The organism is Paenibacillus liaoningensis, from assembly GCF_059609455.1.
In genome coordinates this window covers 108,242-128,853 of sequence record NZ_JCAALU010000018.1, presented here as the reverse complement: position 1 = coordinate 128,853, position 20,612 = coordinate 108,242, and the positions used below count along the sequence as shown (strand labels likewise).

At 50.2% G+C, this 20,612-nt stretch carries 24 protein-coding genes; 11 read left to right on the top strand and 13 right to left on the bottom strand.

The features are described 5' to 3' along the window. Nucleotides 1-1,170 (bottom strand): TIGR04053 family radical SAM/SPASM domain-containing protein, encoded by a 1,170-nt coding sequence (locus tag AC6B99_RS26295; protein ID WP_496664591.1) that lies wholly within the window; start codon nt 1,168-1,170, stop codon nt 1-3. A 181-nt stretch (nt 1,171-1,351) separates the two neighbouring features. On the opposite strand from AC6B99_RS26295, the gene AC6B99_RS26290 reads away from it, so the two are divergent. After that, the gene (locus tag AC6B99_RS26290; protein WP_496664625.1) at nt 1,352-2,317 is read left to right on the top strand and encodes a multicopper oxidase domain-containing protein; all 966 of its coding nucleotides are present in this window, start codon (nt 1,352-1,354) and stop codon (nt 2,315-2,317) included. Here AC6B99_RS26290 and lpdD read toward each other — a convergent pair. After that, nucleotides 2,227-2,673: a prenylated flavin chaperone LpdD gene (gene lpdD, locus AC6B99_RS26285; protein WP_496664590.1), complete on the bottom strand. Its 447-nt coding sequence runs from the start codon at nt 2,671-2,673 to the stop codon at nt 2,227-2,229. The genes AC6B99_RS26290 and lpdD overlap by 91 nt on opposite strands. Nucleotides 2,674-2,917: 244 nt before the next feature. Between lpdD and AC6B99_RS26280 the strand changes: the two genes are divergently transcribed. The 5 genes from AC6B99_RS26280 to AC6B99_RS26260 are packed head-to-tail and all read left to right on the top strand — an operon-like array spanning nt 2,918 to nt 5,714. After that, complete coding sequence (locus AC6B99_RS26280; RefSeq protein WP_056028537.1) at nt 2,918-3,157, top strand: DUF2249 domain-containing protein; 240 nt, start codon at nt 2,918-2,920, stop codon at nt 3,155-3,157. A 43-nt stretch (nt 3,158-3,200) separates the two neighbouring features. Then, entirely contained in the window at nt 3,201-3,521 is a 321-nt protein-coding gene (locus tag AC6B99_RS26275; RefSeq protein ID WP_046233434.1) for a hypothetical protein, read from the top strand. 22 nt (nt 3,522-3,543) lie between these two features. Further along, nucleotides 3,544-4,131: a DUF2249 domain-containing protein gene (locus tag AC6B99_RS26270; RefSeq protein ID WP_496664589.1), complete on the top strand. Its 588-nt coding sequence runs from the start codon at nt 3,544-3,546 to the stop codon at nt 4,129-4,131. Nucleotides 4,132-4,144: 13 nt separating this feature from the next. Continuing rightward, nucleotides 4,145-5,377, top strand: coding sequence for a hypothetical protein (locus tag AC6B99_RS26265; protein WP_056028543.1), 1,233 nt, complete (start codon nt 4,145-4,147; stop codon nt 5,375-5,377). Between the two features lie 31 nt (nt 5,378-5,408). Continuing rightward, complete coding sequence (locus tag AC6B99_RS26260) at nt 5,409-5,714, top strand: iron-sulfur cluster assembly protein (protein WP_494864448.1); 306 nt, start codon at nt 5,409-5,411, stop codon at nt 5,712-5,714. 347 nt (nt 5,715-6,061) lie between these two features. Here the strand turns inward: AC6B99_RS26260 and mobB are convergent, their stop codons facing one another. Continuing rightward, nucleotides 6,062-6,574, bottom strand: coding sequence for a molybdopterin-guanine dinucleotide biosynthesis protein B (gene mobB, locus AC6B99_RS26255; protein ID WP_496664588.1), 513 nt, complete (start codon nt 6,572-6,574; stop codon nt 6,062-6,064). Between the two features lie 118 nt (nt 6,575-6,692). Between mobB and AC6B99_RS26250 the strand changes: the two genes are divergently transcribed. Continuing rightward, on the top strand, nt 6,693-7,364 hold the full coding sequence (locus AC6B99_RS26250; protein ID WP_235533006.1) for a radical SAM protein: 672 nt from the start codon (nt 6,693-6,695) through the stop codon (nt 7,362-7,364). An 11-nt stretch (nt 7,365-7,375) separates the two neighbouring features. Then, nucleotides 7,376-9,346, top strand: a complete 1,971-nt coding sequence (gene nrdD, locus AC6B99_RS26245) for an anaerobic ribonucleoside-triphosphate reductase (protein ID WP_496664587.1) — start codon at nt 7,376-7,378, stop codon at nt 9,344-9,346. 208 nt (nt 9,347-9,554) lie between these two features. Here nrdD and AC6B99_RS26240 read toward each other — a convergent pair whose 3' ends face one another. Beyond that, entirely contained in the window at nt 9,555-10,826 is a 1,272-nt protein-coding gene (locus AC6B99_RS26240; RefSeq protein ID WP_496664586.1) for a molybdopterin molybdotransferase MoeA, read from the bottom strand. A gap of 211 nt (nt 10,827-11,037) precedes the next feature. Between AC6B99_RS26240 and AC6B99_RS26235 the strand changes: the two genes are divergently transcribed. After that, nucleotides 11,038-11,565: a Crp/Fnr family transcriptional regulator gene (locus AC6B99_RS26235; RefSeq protein WP_496664585.1), complete on the top strand. Its 528-nt coding sequence runs from the start codon at nt 11,038-11,040 to the stop codon at nt 11,563-11,565. On the opposite strand, the gene hmpA is transcribed toward AC6B99_RS26235, so the two are convergent. From hmpA to AC6B99_RS26215, 4 genes are all read right to left on the bottom strand, one after another. Beyond that, a complete protein-coding gene (hmpA, locus tag AC6B99_RS26230; RefSeq protein ID WP_496664624.1) occupies nt 11,566-12,822 on the bottom strand; it encodes an NO-inducible flavohemoprotein in 1,257 nt (418 codons plus the stop codon). Between the two features lie 463 nt (nt 12,823-13,285). Further along, entirely contained in the window at nt 13,286-14,272 is a 987-nt protein-coding gene (locus tag AC6B99_RS26225; RefSeq protein WP_496664584.1) for a glycoside hydrolase family 43 protein, read from the bottom strand. Next, on the bottom strand, nt 14,211-14,435 hold the full coding sequence (locus tag AC6B99_RS26220) for a hypothetical protein (RefSeq protein ID WP_496664583.1): 225 nt from the start codon (nt 14,433-14,435) through the stop codon (nt 14,211-14,213). The genes AC6B99_RS26225 and AC6B99_RS26220 overlap by 62 nt, the downstream gene beginning before the upstream one ends. Before the next feature lie 194 nt (nt 14,436-14,629). Beyond that, nucleotides 14,630-15,520 carry a LysR family transcriptional regulator gene (locus AC6B99_RS26215; RefSeq protein ID WP_496664582.1) on the bottom strand — a complete coding sequence of 297 codons (891 nt, stop codon included), beginning with the start codon at nt 15,518-15,520 and terminating at the stop codon, nt 14,630-14,632. A gap of 121 nt (nt 15,521-15,641) precedes the next feature. Here AC6B99_RS26215 and AC6B99_RS26210 point away from each other — a divergent pair, with 121 nt between their 5' ends. Beyond that, nucleotides 15,642-16,739, top strand: coding sequence for a branched-chain amino acid aminotransferase (locus AC6B99_RS26210; protein ID WP_496664581.1), 1,098 nt, complete (start codon nt 15,642-15,644; stop codon nt 16,737-16,739). A gap of 174 nt (nt 16,740-16,913) precedes the next feature. Here the strand turns inward: AC6B99_RS26210 and pdaA are convergent, their stop codons facing one another. From pdaA to AC6B99_RS26190, 4 genes are all read right to left on the bottom strand, one after another. After that, complete coding sequence (pdaA, locus tag AC6B99_RS26205) at nt 16,914-17,699, bottom strand: delta-lactam-biosynthetic de-N-acetylase (RefSeq protein WP_494864596.1); 786 nt, start codon at nt 17,697-17,699, stop codon at nt 16,914-16,916. Between the two features lie 83 nt (nt 17,700-17,782). Further along, complete coding sequence (locus AC6B99_RS26200; RefSeq protein WP_494864435.1) at nt 17,783-18,688, bottom strand: sigma-70 family RNA polymerase sigma factor; 906 nt, start codon at nt 18,686-18,688, stop codon at nt 17,783-17,785. A 65-nt stretch (nt 18,689-18,753) separates the two neighbouring features. Next, nucleotides 18,754-19,200 carry a carboxymuconolactone decarboxylase family protein gene (locus AC6B99_RS26195; RefSeq protein ID WP_099520004.1) on the bottom strand — a complete coding sequence of 149 codons (447 nt, stop codon included), beginning with the start codon at nt 19,198-19,200 and terminating at the stop codon, nt 18,754-18,756. A 211-nt stretch (nt 19,201-19,411) separates the two neighbouring features. Further along, nucleotides 19,412-19,600 carry a hypothetical protein gene (locus AC6B99_RS26190; RefSeq protein ID WP_056028590.1) on the bottom strand — a complete coding sequence of 63 codons (189 nt, stop codon included), beginning with the start codon at nt 19,598-19,600 and terminating at the stop codon, nt 19,412-19,414. Between the two features lie 136 nt (nt 19,601-19,736). Here AC6B99_RS26190 and AC6B99_RS26185 point away from each other — a divergent pair, with 136 nt between their 5' ends. Beyond that, nucleotides 19,737-20,063, top strand: a complete 327-nt coding sequence (locus AC6B99_RS26185; RefSeq protein WP_056028593.1) for a helix-turn-helix domain-containing protein — start codon at nt 19,737-19,739, stop codon at nt 20,061-20,063. Between the two features lie 32 nt (nt 20,064-20,095). Here AC6B99_RS26185 and AC6B99_RS26180 read toward each other — a convergent pair whose 3' ends face one another. Beyond that, nucleotides 20,096-20,539, bottom strand: coding sequence for a phosphatase PAP2 family protein (locus AC6B99_RS26180; protein ID WP_056028596.1), 444 nt, complete (start codon nt 20,537-20,539; stop codon nt 20,096-20,098). Nucleotides 20,540-20,612 lie beyond the last annotated feature (73 nt).

Here is a 20,612-nt window from a genome sequence, read left to right as displayed (position 1 = left end):
TTAACTCGGTATATAAGCACAATAAGGATCACTCTCCAAATAATCGCCGGTGAGGGCATAGGCCCTCGCCCTTGAGCCGCCGCATATTTGCTTGAAGGGGCAGATTCCACATTTACCCTTTAAAAGCGATTTATCCCTCAGATGCTTCATAATGGGCGAATGCCGGTAAATTTCCGCGAGCGGCCGCTCGCGTACGTTGCCGCATACGATTGGCAGAAAACCGCTCGGATAAACATCCCCCGTATGGCTAATAAAAACAAAGCCGTCCCCATCATTAACGCCTTTGGGAGCACGTCCCAGCATGTCGGCATGTTTGCCCATGCCCCCGCCCGCACCTGCGCTTCCGCTTCGACTACCGCTTGCGCTTGTGTCATGTTCCTCCACTTCCTCACCGGCGTGCTTTCGCTGTTCCAGCTGGTCCTGTTTTTGCTGCTTTTGCTGTTGCAAAAAAACTCTGCGATAATGCGGTGCCTCCGTCGCTTTCACCCCGTAAGGCATCATTCGCTGAGTCTGGCACAGCCACATCATCACAGCCTCATGCTGCTCCGGCGAAATCATGTCTGCCTCCATTCCGCGTCCCGTCGGTACGAGAAAAAACACGCTCCACAGGACGGCGCCCATTTCCTTCACCTTCTCGGCGATTGCAGGCAAATCACCAACATTGTAGCGCGACACGGTCGTGTTCACCTGCAGTGGAATTTGCTGCTCCTGCAAATACGCGATTCCTTTCATCGTCTGGTCAAATGAGCCCCTCGTTCCGCGAAAATGATCATGAATCTCCGCTGTCGAGCCATCCAGACTGAACGCCCAGCGCGACAATCCCGCCTCCTTCGCCTTGCAAATCGCCTCATACGTAACCTTAGGCGTAGCGCTAGGTGTCATCGAAACCGGCAGTCCCTGCTCCTCGGACGCATACTTCGCAAGCTCGAACAAGTCCTGCCGCATTAGCGGATCACCGCCTGTAAAAACAAATAACGGCCGTTCCATCGCCGCGATCTCATCAATCAGCCGCTTGCCTTCAGCAAGTGTTAGCTGACGGGGATCTGCCTTGTACTGCGCCTCCGCTCGGCAATGCAGGCATTTGAGCGCACAGGCGCGGGTCACCTCCCAAATGACGATAAATGGATTAACCTTATAATCGCGCTCCTGCTTGGTTAATTTCGTGCTCATGCTTCTCCCTCCTTTCCTTAGCAAATTAGAAACTGTCCTTATTTTAGAAAACATTCTGGAGCACAACTGTGCGTCCCGTCACATTCGCACGCGGCACCTTGCTTTATTGTTGAGGTATACCGGAGCACTTTAGGCATCTACTGGATTGAAAGGAAGGATGACCATGCTGAATGTGAGGCATATGATTATTGTGATCGCAATTCTGGGAGCAATCGCTGTTTTCTGCGCGTACATCCCTGCGGAGGAAAATGATGCGGCGGCAATCGCGGAAGCGGCGGAAACGTTGAATCAACCACCTATAGCACCGAGTATTCACCGGAAGGGAAGCACAGTGACGATTGAAATGACCGCTCAGGTAACCGACGTGGAAATTTCCAAAGGCGTCTATTACAATGCATGGACGTTCAATGGGACGGTACCCGGCCCGGTGCTGCGCGTGAACGAAGGTGACACGATTGATTTTACGCTAAAAAATATGGACCCGAATGTGCCCCATTCGATGGATTTTCACGCCGTTCATGCTGCGCCAAGCAAAAAATTCATCGATGTGATGCCGAATGAAGCGGGCCATTTCAGTTATAAAGCGGAGTCGCCAGGCGTGTTTATGTATCATTGCGAGACAAGCCCAGCGCTCGCCCATATCGCCAACGGCATGTACGGCATGATTATTGTGGCGCCTGCGGATGGTTATCCCAGCGATGCAGACATTGACCGGGAATATACGATTGTGCAAAGCGAGTGGTATAAGGAGCATGACTATCAAGCCTTTTTAAATGATGAGCCCACCTATGTCGTATTTAATGGCAATGACTTTGGACTTAAAGAGCAGCCTTTCCTTGCCAAAGTCGGAGATAAGGTGCGGTTTTATGTCAATAACGCCGGTCCCAACGAGGTCAGCTCGTTTCATATTGTAGGCACCCTGCTGGACCGGGTTTATATCGACGGCAATCCGCGAAATGTGCTGTACGGCCTGCAAACCTATTTGCTTCCGGCAAGCGGTGGTGCTGTTGTCGAGGTGACTGTAACTGAGGAAGGCGACTATCCGATTGTGACTCATCAGTTTAATGATGCCGCTAAGGGAGCTACCGCGATTTTACGCGTAACAAAAGATGGCAAGGATACGCATGAGCCAGCGATGAAGCAATAGCGCAGAAGCGCAATTTTCTGCTTCATGCCCTCTCTCGTTCGATTGACGATATTCGTAATCTCGCTGCGAGTCGGCTGCTCCAGATGAATGCCCACGACCACTGTAGCGGTTACGCCGAGAGTGCTTGCCGCCAGCATCGCCAGTTCCGCTGCCAGCTCTCCTTCCCGATGCCCTGGCAGTGTAATCGTTTCGCATTTGGGTGCAGCTAAATGAGCGCCCCATGCTGTCCAATATGCGGTAGCTGACGCTCCGATATGGGCGGCTCCCCCGGTGATGAGAAAGACTAGATCGCTGCCCATTGGCAGCACCCGAATGTCCACCTGCTGCTTGATTTGATGCTCCATTTGAGAATCCATATTCCCCTCCGGCTTGGCCGCGTGCAATTAGCGCGGCCTTTTTTATTTGTATAAGGCGAGTCTACAGCAAACCAGGCAGGATGGCTGTGACAGCCATCACCTGCAGCATCTCCGCCCTTCACGCACTTTTTCACAAAAAAACGCCCCTGCTTCACACAATGTGATGCTCGTCACAAAGCCGCCTCCCGCTTTCGATTATGCTTTAGACATAGCCAAAACCAATCTTTTCGAGGAGGAATGTTTTATGCAAGCTTTCACTGCAACTGTCAACGCTACGGAATATCCGCCGCAATTAAAGCACAAAGTTATTTTTCAAACGTTTCAGGAGCTAAAGCCTTCCGAAGCGATGCTGCTCATTAACGATCATGATCCCGTGCCGCTCCGCTTCCAATTCGAATCGATGTACAAGAACCAGTTTGATTGGGAATATATCGAGCAGGGTCCTGAACTATTTCGCGTCAAAATCGGGAAGCTTGCGCTGTAACAGCAAAAGCTTCGTAGAATAGCTTCGATAAGGAGGCAAGCACATGGCCGAAGTGACTATCGTCAATGAAAAAACGATTAAAATTGCGGTCCAGCTGGAGGATGCGCTGACCATGATCCGCGATGCCCAGACCCATATTACGGAATATGCGTTTGACATCGTCACCATGGTGGAAAAAATGCCGCAGTTCAACTATACGTATTTTTGCTTCTATGCTTACGACAGCGCCGCGCTTTTCGAGCGGATGCTGGATACGGATCCCAAGCAGTACACTTCCTTTTCACTCGATGCGCCGGATTCCTTTTTCTATGCTTTGTATGGAGGTATGACAGGACTTTACGAGGAAGCGAGGCTTTACCTTTAACGACTGGAGGAGGAGAGCAGCCATGCTAGCTAAGCAAACCCGAATTGTGGAGCTTGATGTTAGGCCTTATTTACGCCAAAAGCTGGAGCCCTTCCAGCTTATTATGGATCAGGTGAAGGAGCTGGAAACTCATGATGTGCTCGTGCTCCATGCTACCTTCAAGCCTACCCCGCTGCTTGGTTTGATGAAGGTAAAAGGCTACGCTAATAAAGTTCAGCAGGTAGGCCCTGAGCACTGGAGCGTCACTTTCGTCAACAAGAAAAATAAAAGCTTCCTGCAGGCATGGGACGCAGAGCCCGATGCGGCGATGGAGGAGGCTGTACGGGAAGAGGCAGCAGATACAGAAGCGGCAGCCTCCCCAGCTTCCCCAGCTTCTTCAGAGCATTCCGGCAAAAAAATCATTCGGCTGGACAACCGCGGACTGGAGCCGCCTCAGCCGATGATTCGCACCTTGAATGCGCTGGAGAAGCTGGGCACCTGCGATGAAGTCATCATTCATAATGATAGAGTTCCCGTCTTCCTCATTGAGGAACTAAACTCGCTTGGATATGCCTTTACAATTGAAGAGCAGGAAGATGGCTCTGCACAAGTTTTCATTCAAAAAAGCTAGGAGGCCTCAGCTTATGTTGCGTCTCCCTTTTCTCTTTATCGCAACAGGCATCGCCGGGTTCACCTTGTTCCACCTCACCTCCCTGCTGTCGCTTGCCGACTGGACCCTAGATCCTGTTCGCGGGCCCACAGGATGGTTCAACATCCATCTCATCATCCTTGGCTGGGCAACGATGATTGCCATGGGCGCCGTGTATCAGCTCATTCATGTTATTTTACAATCAAAAATTTATAGCGAACGGCTCGCTTACGTCCATTACGGCTGCTTCACCGCCGGGGTATGCGGACTGCTTTACGGGTTCATTAAAGGCGAGGTTGCCTGGATTGCCGGCTTTGCGGTACTCGCTCTAATCGGTCTGCTGCTGTTCGCCTTTAATGTCACCTATACCCTATGGCGCGCCGCACAGTGGAATGCCATTACGCTCAGCACTGCTTGCGCCGTTTTGTATTTGACGCTGACGGGGCTGTCCGGCATGGGCATGGGACTGAACTTCGCCCTAAACGCCTGGAGCGGACTGCATGAACGTTTGTTCGGCGCCCATATTTGGCTCGGCACCTTAGGCTGGTTCGGGCTGCTCATTACCGGCTTCAGCTATAAAATGCTGCCGATGTTTTATTTGGCGCACAGCTTTCCCGCCCGCCTGTCCTATGTCACGCTCGGCTTATGGAATGCTGGCGTGCTGATGGGTGCTGCCTCCTTCCTGTTTGGCTGGGGCTTCTGGGCAAAATGGACTGCGCTGCTCTTTCTCGTGCTTGCGCTGCTTGCATACAATGTTCACCTTGCGCAAATTCGCAAGCATAGGCACAAGCGCCATCCGGGTGCAGGCATCGTATGGTCGGTGAACAGCTGCCGCGCTATCGCTCTGTTTGCCATCGGTGCGCTCATCTATACGGCGTTTTATCCACAGGCGTTCGAGTCTGCTGCGCTGGCAACAGCTGCGGGCTGGATTTATTTAGGCGGCTGGGTCGCTTTTATGATTTTATGCTACTTGTCCAAAATCGTCCCCTTTCTATGGTGGACGCAAAAATACGGCCCGCAGGTCGGCAAAACAGGCATACCTACCATGGCTGCTTTGCTGGGTGATAACGGCGTCAATCTTGGGCTTACCGGCATCGCTTTTTCCCTGCTGCTGCTGTTTGCGGGGCTGCTGCTTGGCCTGCCGTTTCTAGCGCTTGTAGGCGGGCTTGGCTTTTCTTTATTTTCACTCGGTTACATTTCATTAATCGCCTTGGTTTTTACACGGTAATGAACGGCACTTTGGAGAGGAGAGGAGCAGAATGGAAGAACGTACGAAGGAGCAAATATGGGAATTGCTGCGCAAGGTGCATGATCCCGAGCTGGGCGTTAATATTGTCGATCTTGGCCTCGTATACGACCTGAATTGGAAAGATGAGCATATTACAGTGGAAATGACGCTGACAACGCCAGGCTGCCCAATGCATGATATGATCGCTGGCGGCGTCCGGCATGTGCTGCTGGGGGAGCTGGGCTTCACCTCCGTCGACGTTAATGTCGTCTGGGAGCCTGCATGGCAGCCTGCCATGATGTCAGAAGAGGCGAAGGAATTTTTAGGCTATTGCTAGGCGCAAGCGTAAACGGCTGTCGCCGTCCTTTGGCGGCAAAGCTACCGTTTCGCGATGAAATATAAGCCCATTATAAGGGTGATACTTATAAATGCTTATATTTCAAGCGTAAACGGCTGTCGCCGTCCTCTGGCGGCGCCGCGCGTTTCAGTCCGAGAAATAGAAGCACAGTATGGCAAAAACTTATACTTTCTTATATTTAAATAAATAGGCAAGCTGCTGATGACTCTCATCGCGGCTTGCCTATTCGTGCTGTTGTCCATTGTTCGTAGCACCACGAGCGTCTCACGGAGCGATACGAACTCTAGCGGGCATTTGCTTTAATTTACCTTTCCCCGCTTATACGCTTACGTCGGTTCCTCCAGCACGAATGCTCCCTTGCCGCGTTCCTCCCGTATCCAAGCTGCCATACCCGCGCTGTCCTCCACAGAGAATACCGGAAGCCCATCGAAACTCACCGGATACCATGATGCAACCGCAACGACCTGCTCTAATTGCTTAAAGAGCGCCTCATCCTCCTCCTTGCGGATCAAGACAATTTTTGGATAGCGCTCTTGTTTAAAGCCTTCGACAATGACCCAGTCCATTTCACGGAACTGCTGAAGCAGCTCCTTCAGCGGCGTTGGCCTTTGCTCCATAATTGCCGTGCGATGCGGCGAGGTGATGGCGATTTTATGCGCACCCGCCTCGCGATGCTGCCATGTATCGGTACCCGGATGATCAATGTCAAAATCATGTCCGTCATGCTTAACCGTGCCGACGCGGCAGCCGGCTTCGGCAAGCCGCTTGACCAGCGCTGCGGTCAGCGTCGTTTTCCCGGTATTTTTAAAGCCGACAATTTGAATAATGGAAGTTGGCAATGGTCCCTCTCCTTCTTTTTCTCACGCTGCTGTGATCCCTATCACTTCACGACTACCATATGTTGTATTACTATTAACTCCTGAAACTAAATGTAGTTATTCCAGTGGGAAGGAGAATATGATGCTGACCTTCTACCCCCGGTTCATCCGTACCTTTACAGATTTGCCCGGGCATCTCTCCCTGCTGATCCACGCCTGGAACGGCTGTAATATGCGCTGCTACGGCTGCCATAATGATGCGGAATTAATCGCGCAGAAGCCGATTCCGCACTTGTTATTAACCGCAGAGGAGACGCTTGATCGGCTGAGCGGCAGCGACGGGCTGTTCGACGCCGTGCTGTTCAGCGGGGGCGAATTTTTAATCGGCAGCGCGGCGGAGCTGGAAAGCTTCCTGCGGCGTGTACGCCTTATTTTCAGAGGGAAAATCATTATTATGACTAATGGCACGTTCCCAGGCAAACTGAAGCGTCTGCTGGAACTGGCGCTGATCGACGGCGTTCATATCGATATGAAGCTGCCCTTTCACCTGTTGGACCCTGCGGAGGATGCCGAGGTGTTCGAGGCGATTATCGGCGCCCAGCCTTCCGTCCGCTTCTGTCAGGACATCCTCGACTCCGTCGATCTCGTCATTCGCCACAACAGCAGGCTGAGCCAAGTAAGGACCGTTCGTTACCCGCTGCTGAGCGAGGAGTTTTTCGTCCAGATTGCCTCCTATGTTGAGCATTTGAAAGACAAGTATGACAGTATTGTACCTTATTCCCTGAATCCCTACCATCCACCGCAAAAATAGAACGGAGGCCGATGATGTTTAGCCAATCTACCGATATTATCCGCACGTTTACTTCCGGGTCCGAAACGAAGCAAGCCGACTATTTGAAAAGAGAGAACAGCAACTTCGTCTACTCGCTGCCGCTGCTGCGCCATAATCTGAACAATTTTGCCGAGGAGGAGTACTTGCTGAAGCATATTTTGCCGCCTGCTCTTACCGAGCTATATTGGGACGGAGTTGTGTACATTCACGACAAGCAGCTTAGCCCTTATTGCCTAAGTGTAGGCTGCAAAGATATTGCAACAAGCGGCATCCCTACACTGGCAAAAAATATGATGTCCTCGCACCCGACGAAAAAGCTGGAAACGCTGCTGCGTCATTTCAGCAATCTCGTCGTCCTGATGTCGCAGCAGGTGTCCGGCGCCGTCATGCTCTCGCAGATGACGACAGTGTCTGCCTCCTATCTCTATTATGAGGAGACGGTCAAGGGGCACATCTTTAAGGCAGAGGAGCTTCAGCAGCTGTTCCAAAGCTTGATCTGGGAAATGAACATGCCGCTGCGCGGCGGCTCGCAATCTGCCTTCACCAATATAACGCTGGAATTTGGCAAGCCTTCTGATGAAATCAAGGATGATTTTGTAGTCATTGGCGGCTCGCCGCTGGACATGCGCTACAAGGAAATTCCATCCGCCTACTTTGACCGGATTAATGAGGCGGTGATTGCGGTGATGAAGCAGGGTACAGGCAATGGCATCCCGTTTACCTTTCCGCTCTTGACAGTGCCGATTGACGATCATTTTGACTACAGCAACCCGTTGTTTCTGGAGCTGCTGGACGGCATGTACCAATGGGGCGGCGTTTATTTCGAAAACTTCCGCAGCAAGCCGTTCGAAAGCGAGCATTATCGCCGTCTGAACCCTTATATTAAGCCGCGTGATCCAGAGGTCAGCCGCAGCCTATGCTGCCGACTGCAAATTGATTTAACGGTATTGTCACGTCTCGGAAGCGGGATTTTTGGCAGCTCCACTGGCTCTACCGGTGCCGTACAAGTTCTTAATCTAAACATGAACCGCGTCCTGATGGAATACGGCGGACATGAAGATACGCTGCTTGCGAAAATGGGCGAGCTGCTGAACATTATGCAGGAAGGCCATATGGCCAAGCGGCAGTGGATTGAGCAAAACAAAGAGCTGTATCCGACCTTTTTCGCTTTAAACCGTGACTTGTCCAATTATTTCAATGTGTTCGCCGTTACCGGGATGCATGAGGGGCTAATCAATATCGGCTATGAGGGCGGGATGAACAATGAGGCAGGCAAGCAGCTCGCCCACCGGATTATGCAGTTTATGACAGAAACGATCAATACTTTTATCGTCCGCGATCAGGTCGCCTGCGGCATCGAATATGCACCGGGTGAAAATGCTGCCATCAAGCTGGCCCGCCATGATGTCAAATGGGCGAAAAACCATGACCGCACTATTTTTGTACAGGGCACTGGGGAAAACGTTTATTTGACCTCAGGCTGCATGCTGCCGTTCAGCGAGGATGACTTTCTGCGCCAGGTGGAGAACAGCGCCGAATTCCAGGCTTATGCGACCTCCGGCAGCATTTTGCACCATTTCCTTGAAACGAAGCTGGCTCCGGAGAGGCTGGCCGATTATTTAAGGAAAATTTTTGAGAAGCCTATTCAATATATTACGCTTACTCCGACTCTGACTAGCTGTCTCGCTTGCAGCCAGCAAATCGTCGCCGAGGACGGAAAAAACATCCACACCTGTCCCGTTTGCGGCAGCGACGATATCGCCACCTTCAGCCGCGTCATTGGTTATGTCAAAATGATTGCCCGCAAAAAGCTGGAGGTAGATGAGCAGGGCTACTATACAGGAGAATATAATTTTTGGAGCAATGCGCGGCGTTTTGACTGGAATACGCGCAAACGCATGAAGGAAGAGGCTGTTAACAGCGTTAGCACAGCCGCTGCCGTCTCTGCAGCAGACTCTTGATTTAGAAGATAGGCGCGTTAGAAACGTTAATTAGAGCTATAAAGGCTATGTAGGCTTAGAAGCTTTGCAGACTTTGCAAAAATAATAACCGTGTGTATACCTGCTCGGCAAACCACGCCTTGTGCCGATTACAGCCTCCCTTTCCCCTTTCGATTGATAGCGCTGGAAGGGGGAAAGGGAGCTTTTTCATAGCAGGTTTCCCCCTGCCTTACAACTTAGCAGCAGCAAGAGGAATGACCGTAACAAGCGTCCCCGCCTTGATGCCTGTCTTCGTAGGCGGAATGACTATCAGGCAGTTTGCATCCTTTAACGTAACCAGCGCGCTCGACATATCCATGCCCTCCTGCTTCACGTACACCAGTCCGTTGTTGAAATAACGAATGCCCCGCACAAAACGGGGATAAGCATTTACCTTGTTATAATCGGCTGCAAGAAAAGCATCATGTGCTTGAACATCTGCCGCCTTGTGCTCCCCCTGCATCGCGAGCAAAACGGGACGCACCAATAATTCACAGCCGATAAAGCATGCTGCCGGATTGCCGGACAATCCAAAGAAAAGTTTGTTATTCCATACGCCAGCGCTCGTTGGGCTGCCTGGGCGCATCGCAATTTTATTAAACAGCGTTTCCCCTTCCCACTGCAGGAAAAAATCAGCGATAATATCATAATCTCCGACAGACACGCCTCCAGTTGCAATAACCATATCCACATCGCTTGCGAGCAGCTTGTACAGCATGTTTTCAGCGTTTGTATAATCATCAGCAATATGCTCCACAAAAAGCGGTTCAGCGCCGCATGCGCGCACTTGGGCCGCCAGCATATAAATGTTGCTGTTTCTGATTTTGGCGCCTTCCAGCGGATCATCAATGGACAACAGTTCGCTCCCTGTTGAAACGATGGCAACGAGCGGCTTGCGGTGCACGCGAACCTCCGCGCAGCCAAGTGCGCTCAGCAGCGCCATCTGCCCCGGTCCAATCGTCTCGCCCGCCTCCAGCAGCAGCTCCTGAGCGCGCGCTTCCTCGCCGATTGGCGAAATATTCGCGCCGATCGGCACCGCTTTGCGCAGCTTGACATAAGGCCGGCCGGCTTCTGTGGCCTCCTCGGTCATTTCCAGCATGATGACGGCATCGGCACCATCTGGCACCATCCCGCCTGTCATAATCCGCGATGCTGTACCGGATGTAACCGTTTTTGTCGGCACAGTGCCGCATGGCAGCTGTTCTATGACTTCCAGCATAACAGGAAGCTGCTGCAAATCAGCCGTTCGAATCGCGTAACCATCCATGCCGGAACGGCGAAAATGCGGAATTGCTTCGCGCGCGCGAATATTCTCGGCCAAGCGATAGCCTGCTGCATCGGCCAGTGCTATTTTAACCGTACCCGATTGAAGAACCCGTTCCAGCAAAGCCTGCTGCGCGTCGCCTAGCGTTACCGCTTTTCTCTGAAGTTTGCTATCGTTTGTTTCCTTGTGTATGTTCATTAGAAGCCCGTCCTTTCAAAAGCTGTTCTCGTTTATTTGAATGTACCAGTATAATGCGCCGAACCACTGTGAGATAGGTCACTAAAGAATAGCTTAGGAATGTCCAAATTGCAAAAAAAGACCAATCAGCCTGGAACTGATTGATCCCGTCTATAAAAAGCCGCTATAATTTACATATAAGAAATACAGTATGGAAAGGAAGTTGCTCTTTATGCTGCTTCATAAAGGAGAAACGCTGTTCCGCCAAGGAGAACTTGGGCCCCTCTACCATATTAAAAGCGGCATGCTCAAAATTATTCGCCTGCATGAGGATGGCAGTCCGATTCTAATGAATATTATTACCGCTGGCGAAACGATTCCCCATCATTCTCTCATCACTCAGCAGGCGTATCACGGGACAGCTGTAGCGCTGGTTACCTCCGATATTGAGGTGCTGCCATCGCAGGAGTGGTACCAAGCGCTGGAGAGCGAGCCGGAAAAATGCCGCGATATTGCGCTGCTGCTGCAAAACAAGCTGCGCATGATGCAGCAGCGCATCGATCAATTGACACAGGCCGCTCCAATTGATAAGCTCCGCAAGCTGGAGCAGTGGTTCGATCAGCATATTTCACCGGCTACCCTTTGCGATGTACTGACGCAGGATGAAATTGGTCAGCTGATCGGGCTGCGCCGCGAAACGGTCAATCGTCTTCTGCGGGCAAAGGCCGCCGAGAGCGCACTGAAAGAAGCATCCGTCTAATTAAACGGTATCGGCTGTTTCCTGCTGCTCTCCCTGCCCGTCGTTCAAGCTTTCTGCCGGGCCAAAAAACTCAAAATGAATATCGGAAGCCTGAACTTCAAACACCCGCAAAGCGCGATTGATCATTTTCATAAACGGCTGCGGTCCGCAAAAATAGAAGCTGGCATCCGTCGTCGGAATAACTGTACGCAGCCATGGGAAATTGATCAGACCTTCCTTGTGGTAATCTTTAAGCGCCTTGTCATGCGCCGTCGGCTGCGTATAGCAGTAGAAGACAGACAACTGCGGGTGAAGGCCGGCAAGCGCGGTTACCTGCTCCTTCATCGCATGCGTGTCTCCATTCGTGGTTGCATGGATAAAGGTAACGGGGCGCTCTGGACAGGCTTCCACTACAGCATGCAGCATGCTCATCATCGGTGTCAGCCCAACGCCGCCACTAATAAGCACGACCGGACGCGTATCCTCCAAATCGATTGTGAAATCTCCCGCTGGAGCGGACAAGTGAACGATATCCCCTTCCCACAAATGCTCATGCAGAGACACAGACACTTTGCCAGCAGGCCGGTCATCCTGCCCATCCTCGCGTTTGACCGAAATGCGGTAATAAGGCTTGCTTGGCGAATCCGATAAACTATATTGGCGAATATGGGTAAAAGCATCATTCGGCAGTTCCCTTTTCATACTCACATATTGCCCAGCTTTAAAGCTTGCAATCGCACCGCCGTCCTCCGGAACGAGGTAGAAGGATGTAATGTTGTCGCTCTCCTGAACCTTTTTATTGACCACAAAAGCCCGGAACCCTTCCCAGCCGCCATGCTGCTGCTCCGCCTGCTTATACATCTCTTTCTCCACACCTATAAACGCATCGGCAATAAGACCATATGCTTCTGCCCACGCCTGCAAAATATCATCAGTAGCCGCATCGCCCAGCACATCCTTGATGGCAGCAAGCAAATATTTTCCGACGATCGGATAATGCTCTGGCAAAATCCCCAAACTTCTATGCTTATGGGCAATTTGCTTCACAACTGGCAAAATAGCAGCCAAATTATCAATATGAAGAGCGGCAGCGTAAACCGCATTTGCGAGCGCCGCTTGCTGCTTGCCTTGTTTTTGATTGGCATGGTTGAAAATATGAAGCAGCTCCGGATGAGCCGCAAACATCGTCTCATAGAAACGCTTCGTAATTGTCGTGCCGTGGACTTCCAATACAGGAACGGTAGATTTAATTGTGGCAATGGTTTTCTCACTCAGCATCATCGCACTCTCCTCACGGGTCTAAGTATCCTTCAAACTTGATCTTCACCAGTATAAACAAGGAATACGTTTTTGATTGTGATTGAAATCACAATAAAAGATGCTGAATTGTGACAGTTGCCCAGGGATTAATCGACAAAAGCGAAAAACTAAGAAAAACGCCTGGCGGCAAAGCTACCGTTTCGCGGGTGAAATATAAGCCCATTATAAGGGTGAAACTGATAATAGTATTATATTTCAAAAAAATCCAGATAAAGCAAGAGCTTCAGCTGAATTTGAGCTTTTTTTCAACCTTATAGCGCCTTTTGTCACATTTGACGTCAATCATTCACGTTTTAGACAATCGTTAGACAAAGTTCTTTAAGGTTCGACTAAGGTTTTGTTTATATAATAATAACTATCAACCCCACAGTTGATCATATAACTAGGACAGGCCCACAGAGATGTGGGCCACTTTTTTTATTTAACCTTTACTCCAGATATTAAAATCAGGTCTGCCATCCTTCGACCAATGCAGCTGCTTGACGAATGTATGACGATTCGGATCATTTAGCGGGTCGCCCTCAATCTCCTTATAGGTGCGGGCATGGTACACGAATACATCCGTCTCGCCATCCTCCGCTACCGTGAAACCGTTATGCCCCGGGCCATACTGCCCGCGTTCCCCATCAGTCTTAAATACCGGCTCCGGCGATTTCGTCCACGAAGCCGCATCGAGCAGGTTGCTGTCCTCAGATGCCGTAAGCAAACCGACGCAATAATTTAAATCGGTAGCGCTTGCAGAATAGCTGATGAAAATGCTGCCGCCCCGTTTAATGATCGCGGGCCCCTCATTAACCAAATAGCCGATTTTTTCCCAATCGTATTCAGGGGTTGCGATCATAATCTGAGTCCCGCGAATCGTCCAAGGGTTTTCCATCGCCGCGATGTACAGGTTTGTATTGCCTTTGATCGCTGGATCATTTTGCGCCCAAACCAGATAGCGCTCTCCCTTATGCTCAAACGTCGTAGCATCCAGATTGAAGGACTCCCAGTTCATTATGATTTTGCCCTTCTCCGTCCATGCGCCCTCCAGCGGATTAGCGCTTTCATTTTCAAGCACATAGGTGCGGTGGGCAAAGCCTGCATCCGTCCGCCCCGAAGCAAAATAAATGTACCAACGGCCATTGATAAAATGAATTTCCGGGGCCCAAATTTTCTCGCTCATCTCGCCGCTTTCATGCTTGTGCCAAATTGCAGCCGGCTCCGCATCAGCAAGCCCCGCAATCGTCTGCGAGCGGCGCAGCTCGATATAATTATAATCCGGCTCTGTCGCCGTGAAATAATACCAGCCGTCTACATGCTTATAAATCCAAGGGTCTGCGCGCTGCAAGATAATCGCTTTCCCCTCATTTTGCGTGATTTGCTTTGTAATCGGCTGTAAACTCTTCGATGATTTTGTCTCCGCCATCTTTTCTCCATTTTGCAACTGCATCATTCCAACCTTTCTCGTCAAGCTCACCCATTACGTATTTGGTCTGTGCATCGGTTATTGCTGTTTTGAGCTCATTGCCCTTCTGCACATTGGTGTCGGACAACAACGATGCGCGTAAATCAACCACAGCAAGCTCCAAATTATCCTCATAATAGCTTCTCCAGCTTGACGTTCAACTCCTTCTTTTCACCCTGCATCGCAATGGTGGCCAACATCTCCCGAATGCTACTCCGCTTGCCAACCAAAAGGTAAATGATGGCGGCTAAGATATTGAACAAACCGTCATACAATTGGAAAAGATAAAACAATTGGCCGAGGGGACGTTCATGGCGGTTATTGCTGAAACATTTGAATAAAATGACGGGCAGCATTGGACAGATAACGATTCCTGAGCCATACGATGCCGACATCCGATTGAAAATCCGTGTCCGTGATGGCCAGCATGCGAATCGTTGGCAGCGGAAAAGAAGCCATAACCGATTTAGGAAAGACGGTTACGCCGATTCCTGCTGCCACTAGCGCCATTATTATGGCGACGCTAGAGCATTCGCAGATGATTTTCGGCTCAAAGCCGTGAGCGCGGCATTCAATCATCACCTTCTCATGCATCGCCGTTGTCCGCTCCGTCTTGAGGGCAAGAAACGGCAAATCCTTAAGCTCGCTCATCTGCATCGATTGCTTTTGCGGATCTGTGCTCCACTTTGATGGCAGTACCGCTACGAACGGATCGGATGGCAGCGGCAAAATCGAATACGGCAGCGAATCAGAAGCCGATTCAAACGGGAGTCTGGCAACGACAAGCTCAATGCTGCGCTTCTCCAGCTGGCTGCCCAGCAAATAATGATCGCCTTCCCAAATTTTAAACGTCACCTCGGGGTGCTTGTCCCGAAATCGCTCAATGACAGGCGGCAGCAGCGAAATGCAGGAAACGACCGAGCCAATGGGCAGCACGCCCTGAATGCCCGCATCCAGCTCGCGCACCTCCTGCATCGTTTCATTAAATTGATTAACCAAGCTTTCGGCCTTATCGCGAAGCAGCTCTCCTGCATGGGTTAGCACAAGGCTTTTGCCATTGCGGTCAAATAAAGTGACGTTCAGCTCCTGCTCCATTTGCTTTAATTGGCGGCTCAGTGGGGGCTGCTCCATATTCAACAGCTTGGCGGCGCGCGTAATTTGCCCCTCCTTGGCGATCGCCAAAAAGTATTTAAGCTGACGGATATCCATGTGCATTCTCCTATACCTAAAAAGTATGATGATCCGACTAAACAGATATTATCAATATACTTCGTTAAGTGGTACGATTCAACTAAACGAATATTACGAATATATGTGGGAGGATTCTGAAATGAGCCAACCGATTGCCATTGAATTAGCTGCTACCAAAAAAACAAAGCCCCAATCCGATCAATTAGGGTTTGGAAAATATTATACCGATCATATGTTTATTATGGACTATGAAACATCGAAAGGCTGGCATAGCCCAAGAATCGTTCCTTACCAACCAATTACGCTCGACCCTGCCTCCAAGGTATTCCACTACGGACAAACGGTGTTCGAAGGGTTGAAAGCGTATCGCACGGATAAAGGCAGCATTTTGCTGTTCCGTCCAGAGGAAAATTTTAAACGGCTAAACCGTTCTAACGAGCGTCTGAGCATTCCGCATCTTGATGAGGAAATTGCGCTGGAAGCTTTGAAGCAGCTCATTGCTGTTGATCAGGACTGGATTCCTGATGAGGATAAAACGTCCCTTTACGTCCGTCCGTTCATAATTGCGAACGAATCATCACTTGGTGTAGCGCCTTCTCAAAACTATATGTTTATGATTATCCTTTCGCCGGTCGGCTCGTATTACGCAGAGGGTATTCATCCGGTGAAAATTTTTGTAGAATCCGAATATGTACGTGCGGTTAAAGGTGGCGTCGGCAATGCCAAGACAGCTGGCAACTATGCTGCTGGCTTGAAAGCCCAGGAAGAAGCATCAGCCAAAGGCTGCACGCAAGTATTGTGGCTGGATGGTGTTGAGCGCAAATACATCGAGGAAGTCGGCAGCATGAACGTCTTTTTCAGCATCAACGGCACGATTGTCACTCCGGCGCTGAATGGCAGCATTCTTGACGGCATTACGCGCAAATCGATTATTGAGCTGCTTAAATCGTGGAACATTCCTGTTGAGGAGCGCAAGCTGTCCATTGACGAGCTCGTGGAAGCTTATCATAATGATACGCTGGAGGAAGCTTTCGGAACAGGTACGGCAGCGGTTATTTCGCCAATTGGAGAGCTGCATTACCTTGATGAGCAGCTGCTGCTTCGCGGTGGCGAGACAGGCCCGCTGTCGCGCAAGCTGTATGAGACGTTAACAGGCATCCAAACGGGCGTCATTGCCGATCCATTCGGCTGGACCGTTGAACTGCCAAGTGCCCAATATACCGCTGGAACAAAATAAAACATAGCGGCGCTCATTTGGCGCACAGCATGCCCCCTATACACATAAAACGAACCCCGTGCATTCTTAACAAGATCACGGGGTTCGTTTTATTTTTTATATTTCCGTTTTATTTCTTATCGTATTCAGCGTATGTGGCGATTAACTTTCTCCTGACGAAGCAGCAAATACCTATCAATAGCTGCGATTCGTCAGCTGATCCAAGCTTTTGAATGTATAGCCTTGCGCCCTCGCGCCATCTATAATCGCCCCTAAAGCTTGGGCATTGTCGCTTGAAACCGAATGCAGCAATATTACAGCTCCCGGATGGAGCTGGCGCATCACTTGATCTAGGGCGTATGCTGCACCCTTCTGGCTCTTAATGTCCCAATCCTTGTAGGCAACCGACCAAAAAACGCTTGTATATCCAGCCTGCTTGCTGACAGCAAGCACCTGATTGCTGAAAATCCCCCTCGGCGGCCGCAAATACGCCATTTGCTGCTGGCCGGTCAGCAGTGCCGACTGCTCCTCCACCTTTTTGAGCTCGGTCTGAATTTGTCCTGAGCTGAGCTGTGTCATATCCGGATGGCTCCATGAATGGTTGCCAACGATATGTCCTTCTGACGCCATACGTTTCACCAACTCCGGCTGATCCTTAATAAAATGGCCTGTTACAAAAAAAGCAGCAGGCACACCCTTCGCTTTTAGCGTATCCAGCACCTTAGCTGTATAGCCGTTTTCATAGCCATTATCGAAGGTCAAATACAGCTCCTTTTGCTTCGTATCGCCGAGGAAAATCGCCCCATTTTGCTGGACGATGCCTTTGAAACCTTCCTCATTTATCGAAGGCAGCTGTCCTCCAGCGCTTTTCTTAAACCCAAAATGATACACGCCCGGCTGCGCCATTACGCTGTCCATCCCCAGGCAGCCTAGCCATACAGCCAGACACAGGCTCAGCAGCCGGAGTGCTATTCGCTTCATCATGCTGTTCCCCCTCATTCATATGCTGCTTACTCGACCTTATGTTCTGCATCCAGCAAGCAAATTATGAGTGGAACCTTACATTAAATAAACGATAGCTTATCCGGGTTATACATCGCATAAATTCGCTTTATACGGCTGCCTTCCTCCGTTTGCACCCATTCTAGGCACATGACCGCCTGAACCTCTTTTCCCCGGCGGAAAATGAGCGCTGGCTGTCCGTTCAACATAGAAATGGATATGTTCGTACCGTGCAGGCTGTGCGTGGACATTCTCCGCAGCAGTATTACAGCGCGGCGTGCGCTAATAACGGGCCGTCTCACTGCAGTAACTTTGCCGCCGCCGTCGGTGATAAACACAGCATCTTGACGCATCAGAGCAAGCAGCTTCCCAATATCGGCCTGTTCAAATGCCGCAACAAATGGCTCCAATGCTGCTGCGTCCACTGTTAGCTCTTGTTCCTCAGCATCCGATTGTGGAAGCAGGCGGTACTGGTCAAGCGCCAGCTTGGCACGACTTAAAATTTTGCGGCAGTTTGACTCAGACTTGCCTACCAGCTCAGCAAGCTCATCGTAGCCATAGCCATAGCCTTCACGCAGCACAAATACCGCACGCTCTAATGGGGATAAATGCTCCAGCATGACGAGCATGGCATAGCTGATCGTTTCCCTGCGCGCGAGCTGCTCCAAAGGCTCATCGCCATAATCGCCGCTCCATGGCTCCGGCAGCCATTCGCCGACATAAGCTTCTCGCTTGTGGCGGGCAGATTGCAGCACATTCATGCAGCGGTTGACCGTCATTTTGCACAGATAGGCTTTGACATTGCGCAGCGGAGAAGGCTCTGCCGACTGAAGCGTCACAAAAACATCCTGGACGACATCGTCCGCCTCCTGCCGTGATCCAAGCAGCTTGTATGCAAGCGAGCTAAGCAGCGACTTATAATCCGCATACCACTCTGCTACTTTCCACAACACCTGAGTATCCGCCATCTCGCTTCCAAAACTTCCTTTCCCGTAAACAAATAACCAAATTTATAATTTCCTATAACGTCCTTTTAGTCAAAGCATCCGGGGAACATGCTAGTTGAAATGGCAATCCGATTCCAGCTGTTGATCGTAATAATCGCCAAAATTAATGCTGCATATTCCGCTTCATCATAATAGTCTCTCACGCGATTGTACAGCTCATCCGGCACTCCCGCTGCAGAAACCTGAGTCACGTGCTCGGTCAATTCCAAAACGGCACATTCCTTTTCCGTATAAATAGGCGCTTCTCGCCATACGCTTAGCAGCATAATTCGCTGCAAACTTTCGCCTTTGTTCATCAAATCCTCACTATGCATATCCAGACAAAAAGCACAGCCATTGATTTGCGACGCCCGCAGCTTAATAAGCTCATAGGTGATAGGATCAATGCCGGAGCTTGACGCTGCTTTCTCCAATTCCATCAACGCTTTAAATACTGCAGGGTTCGCCGTGCGATAGTTTACTCTTAATTTCATTTTAAATTCCTCCCAGTAGGTTGGTGTTTTTCGGTTCTCATAAGATAAGACAAAGAAGCCGCCCCTTTTGTGACAAGCATAAGCAAAAAAAGCCAAACTCTACGCATAAAGCGTAAAATCCAGCTTTTTTACTCTTATTTCCATACTCTGAAACAACATCGTTTGCAATGCTTGATTGCACAGAGGCCCGTTCGGTGCCCTTTCTTGCAAGCTATTGCTTCTCTAATCGGTAAGTATGGCCGCAGAAAGAGCATTTGAACAACATCCCAGTATCGCCCATGATCCAGCTGATGCGATCATCGTCCTCTGCTTCTAAATATTCGCGCCCCTGTTCGTCTCGATCTCCGGTTGCGAACAATCCGGTTTGATTGCCGCAAACACATTCAAAGGTTAGTACCACGGTTTGTTTCCCCTCCCCTAAACACAGTTGTTTCCTGCTATTTTCGCCAAAACTATTGACAATGATACATTTTGTATCATAAATTAATAGTTAAGCTTGTATTATTATTTCAGCTTTTTTGAAGGAGCCACTAAAAATGACGATGGGAGACCGCTTGAAGGAACTCCGCCTACAAAAAAATCTTTCGCAAGAAGCCGTTGCCCGTGCGATCGGGATCACCCGCTCCGCTTACAGTCATTACGAAATTAACAATCGCCAGCCGGTATATGAAACGCTGATTAAGCTCGCCTTCTTTTTTCATGTGACGACGGATTATATTATTGAAGGTGAGACCCGTCAGCAAGTGGCTGGGCTCGCCAGGGAAGAAACGCACGAGCTGCTGCAGCTGCTGAATCATATGGATGAAGACAAACGAAAAGCATCGATTCATAAATTGCTTAATGTCATTCGCGAGTCGGAGTAATCCTTTGCCGGCTTGCTGCCCTGCTGCTTTCTTTAGCGGCGAGCCGTCAGAACGGTCATCATCAGTGCAAGGATGGCAAAGCTCGCTGCATACCCGCCAATAATGTCCGTTGCGTAGTGGACGCTGAAATAAAGTCTTGAAGCGCCCATTAATACAATAAGCAATCCGGCGAGTACATAGCTGGCCCGCTTCATCGTTTGACTAAACCAGGCATCCCTTCCAATCCAAATAGCTGCAAGCCCATAAAGCGCCATCGCCATCATGGCATTTCCGCTTGGAAAGCTTGCGCCAGCTGCCTCTAATCCCCAAGCCTCCTCTGGCCGGCCCCGGTCAAAGGCCATTTTGGCCAACGTATTCGTTATGTATACAAGTCCAGTACCTACTATAATCGGAGCTGCTTTCAGCCAGCCGCTGCGCCAACCGAACCATAGAAAAAGCGCAAAAGTCGCTGCGATAATAAATAGAGAAGAACCCATATAAGACAGCGCCTTGAAAAAAGCCGTCCATCCTTCTCCCCGCATTTGCTCAGCGAATGCGGCTGTTTCTTTG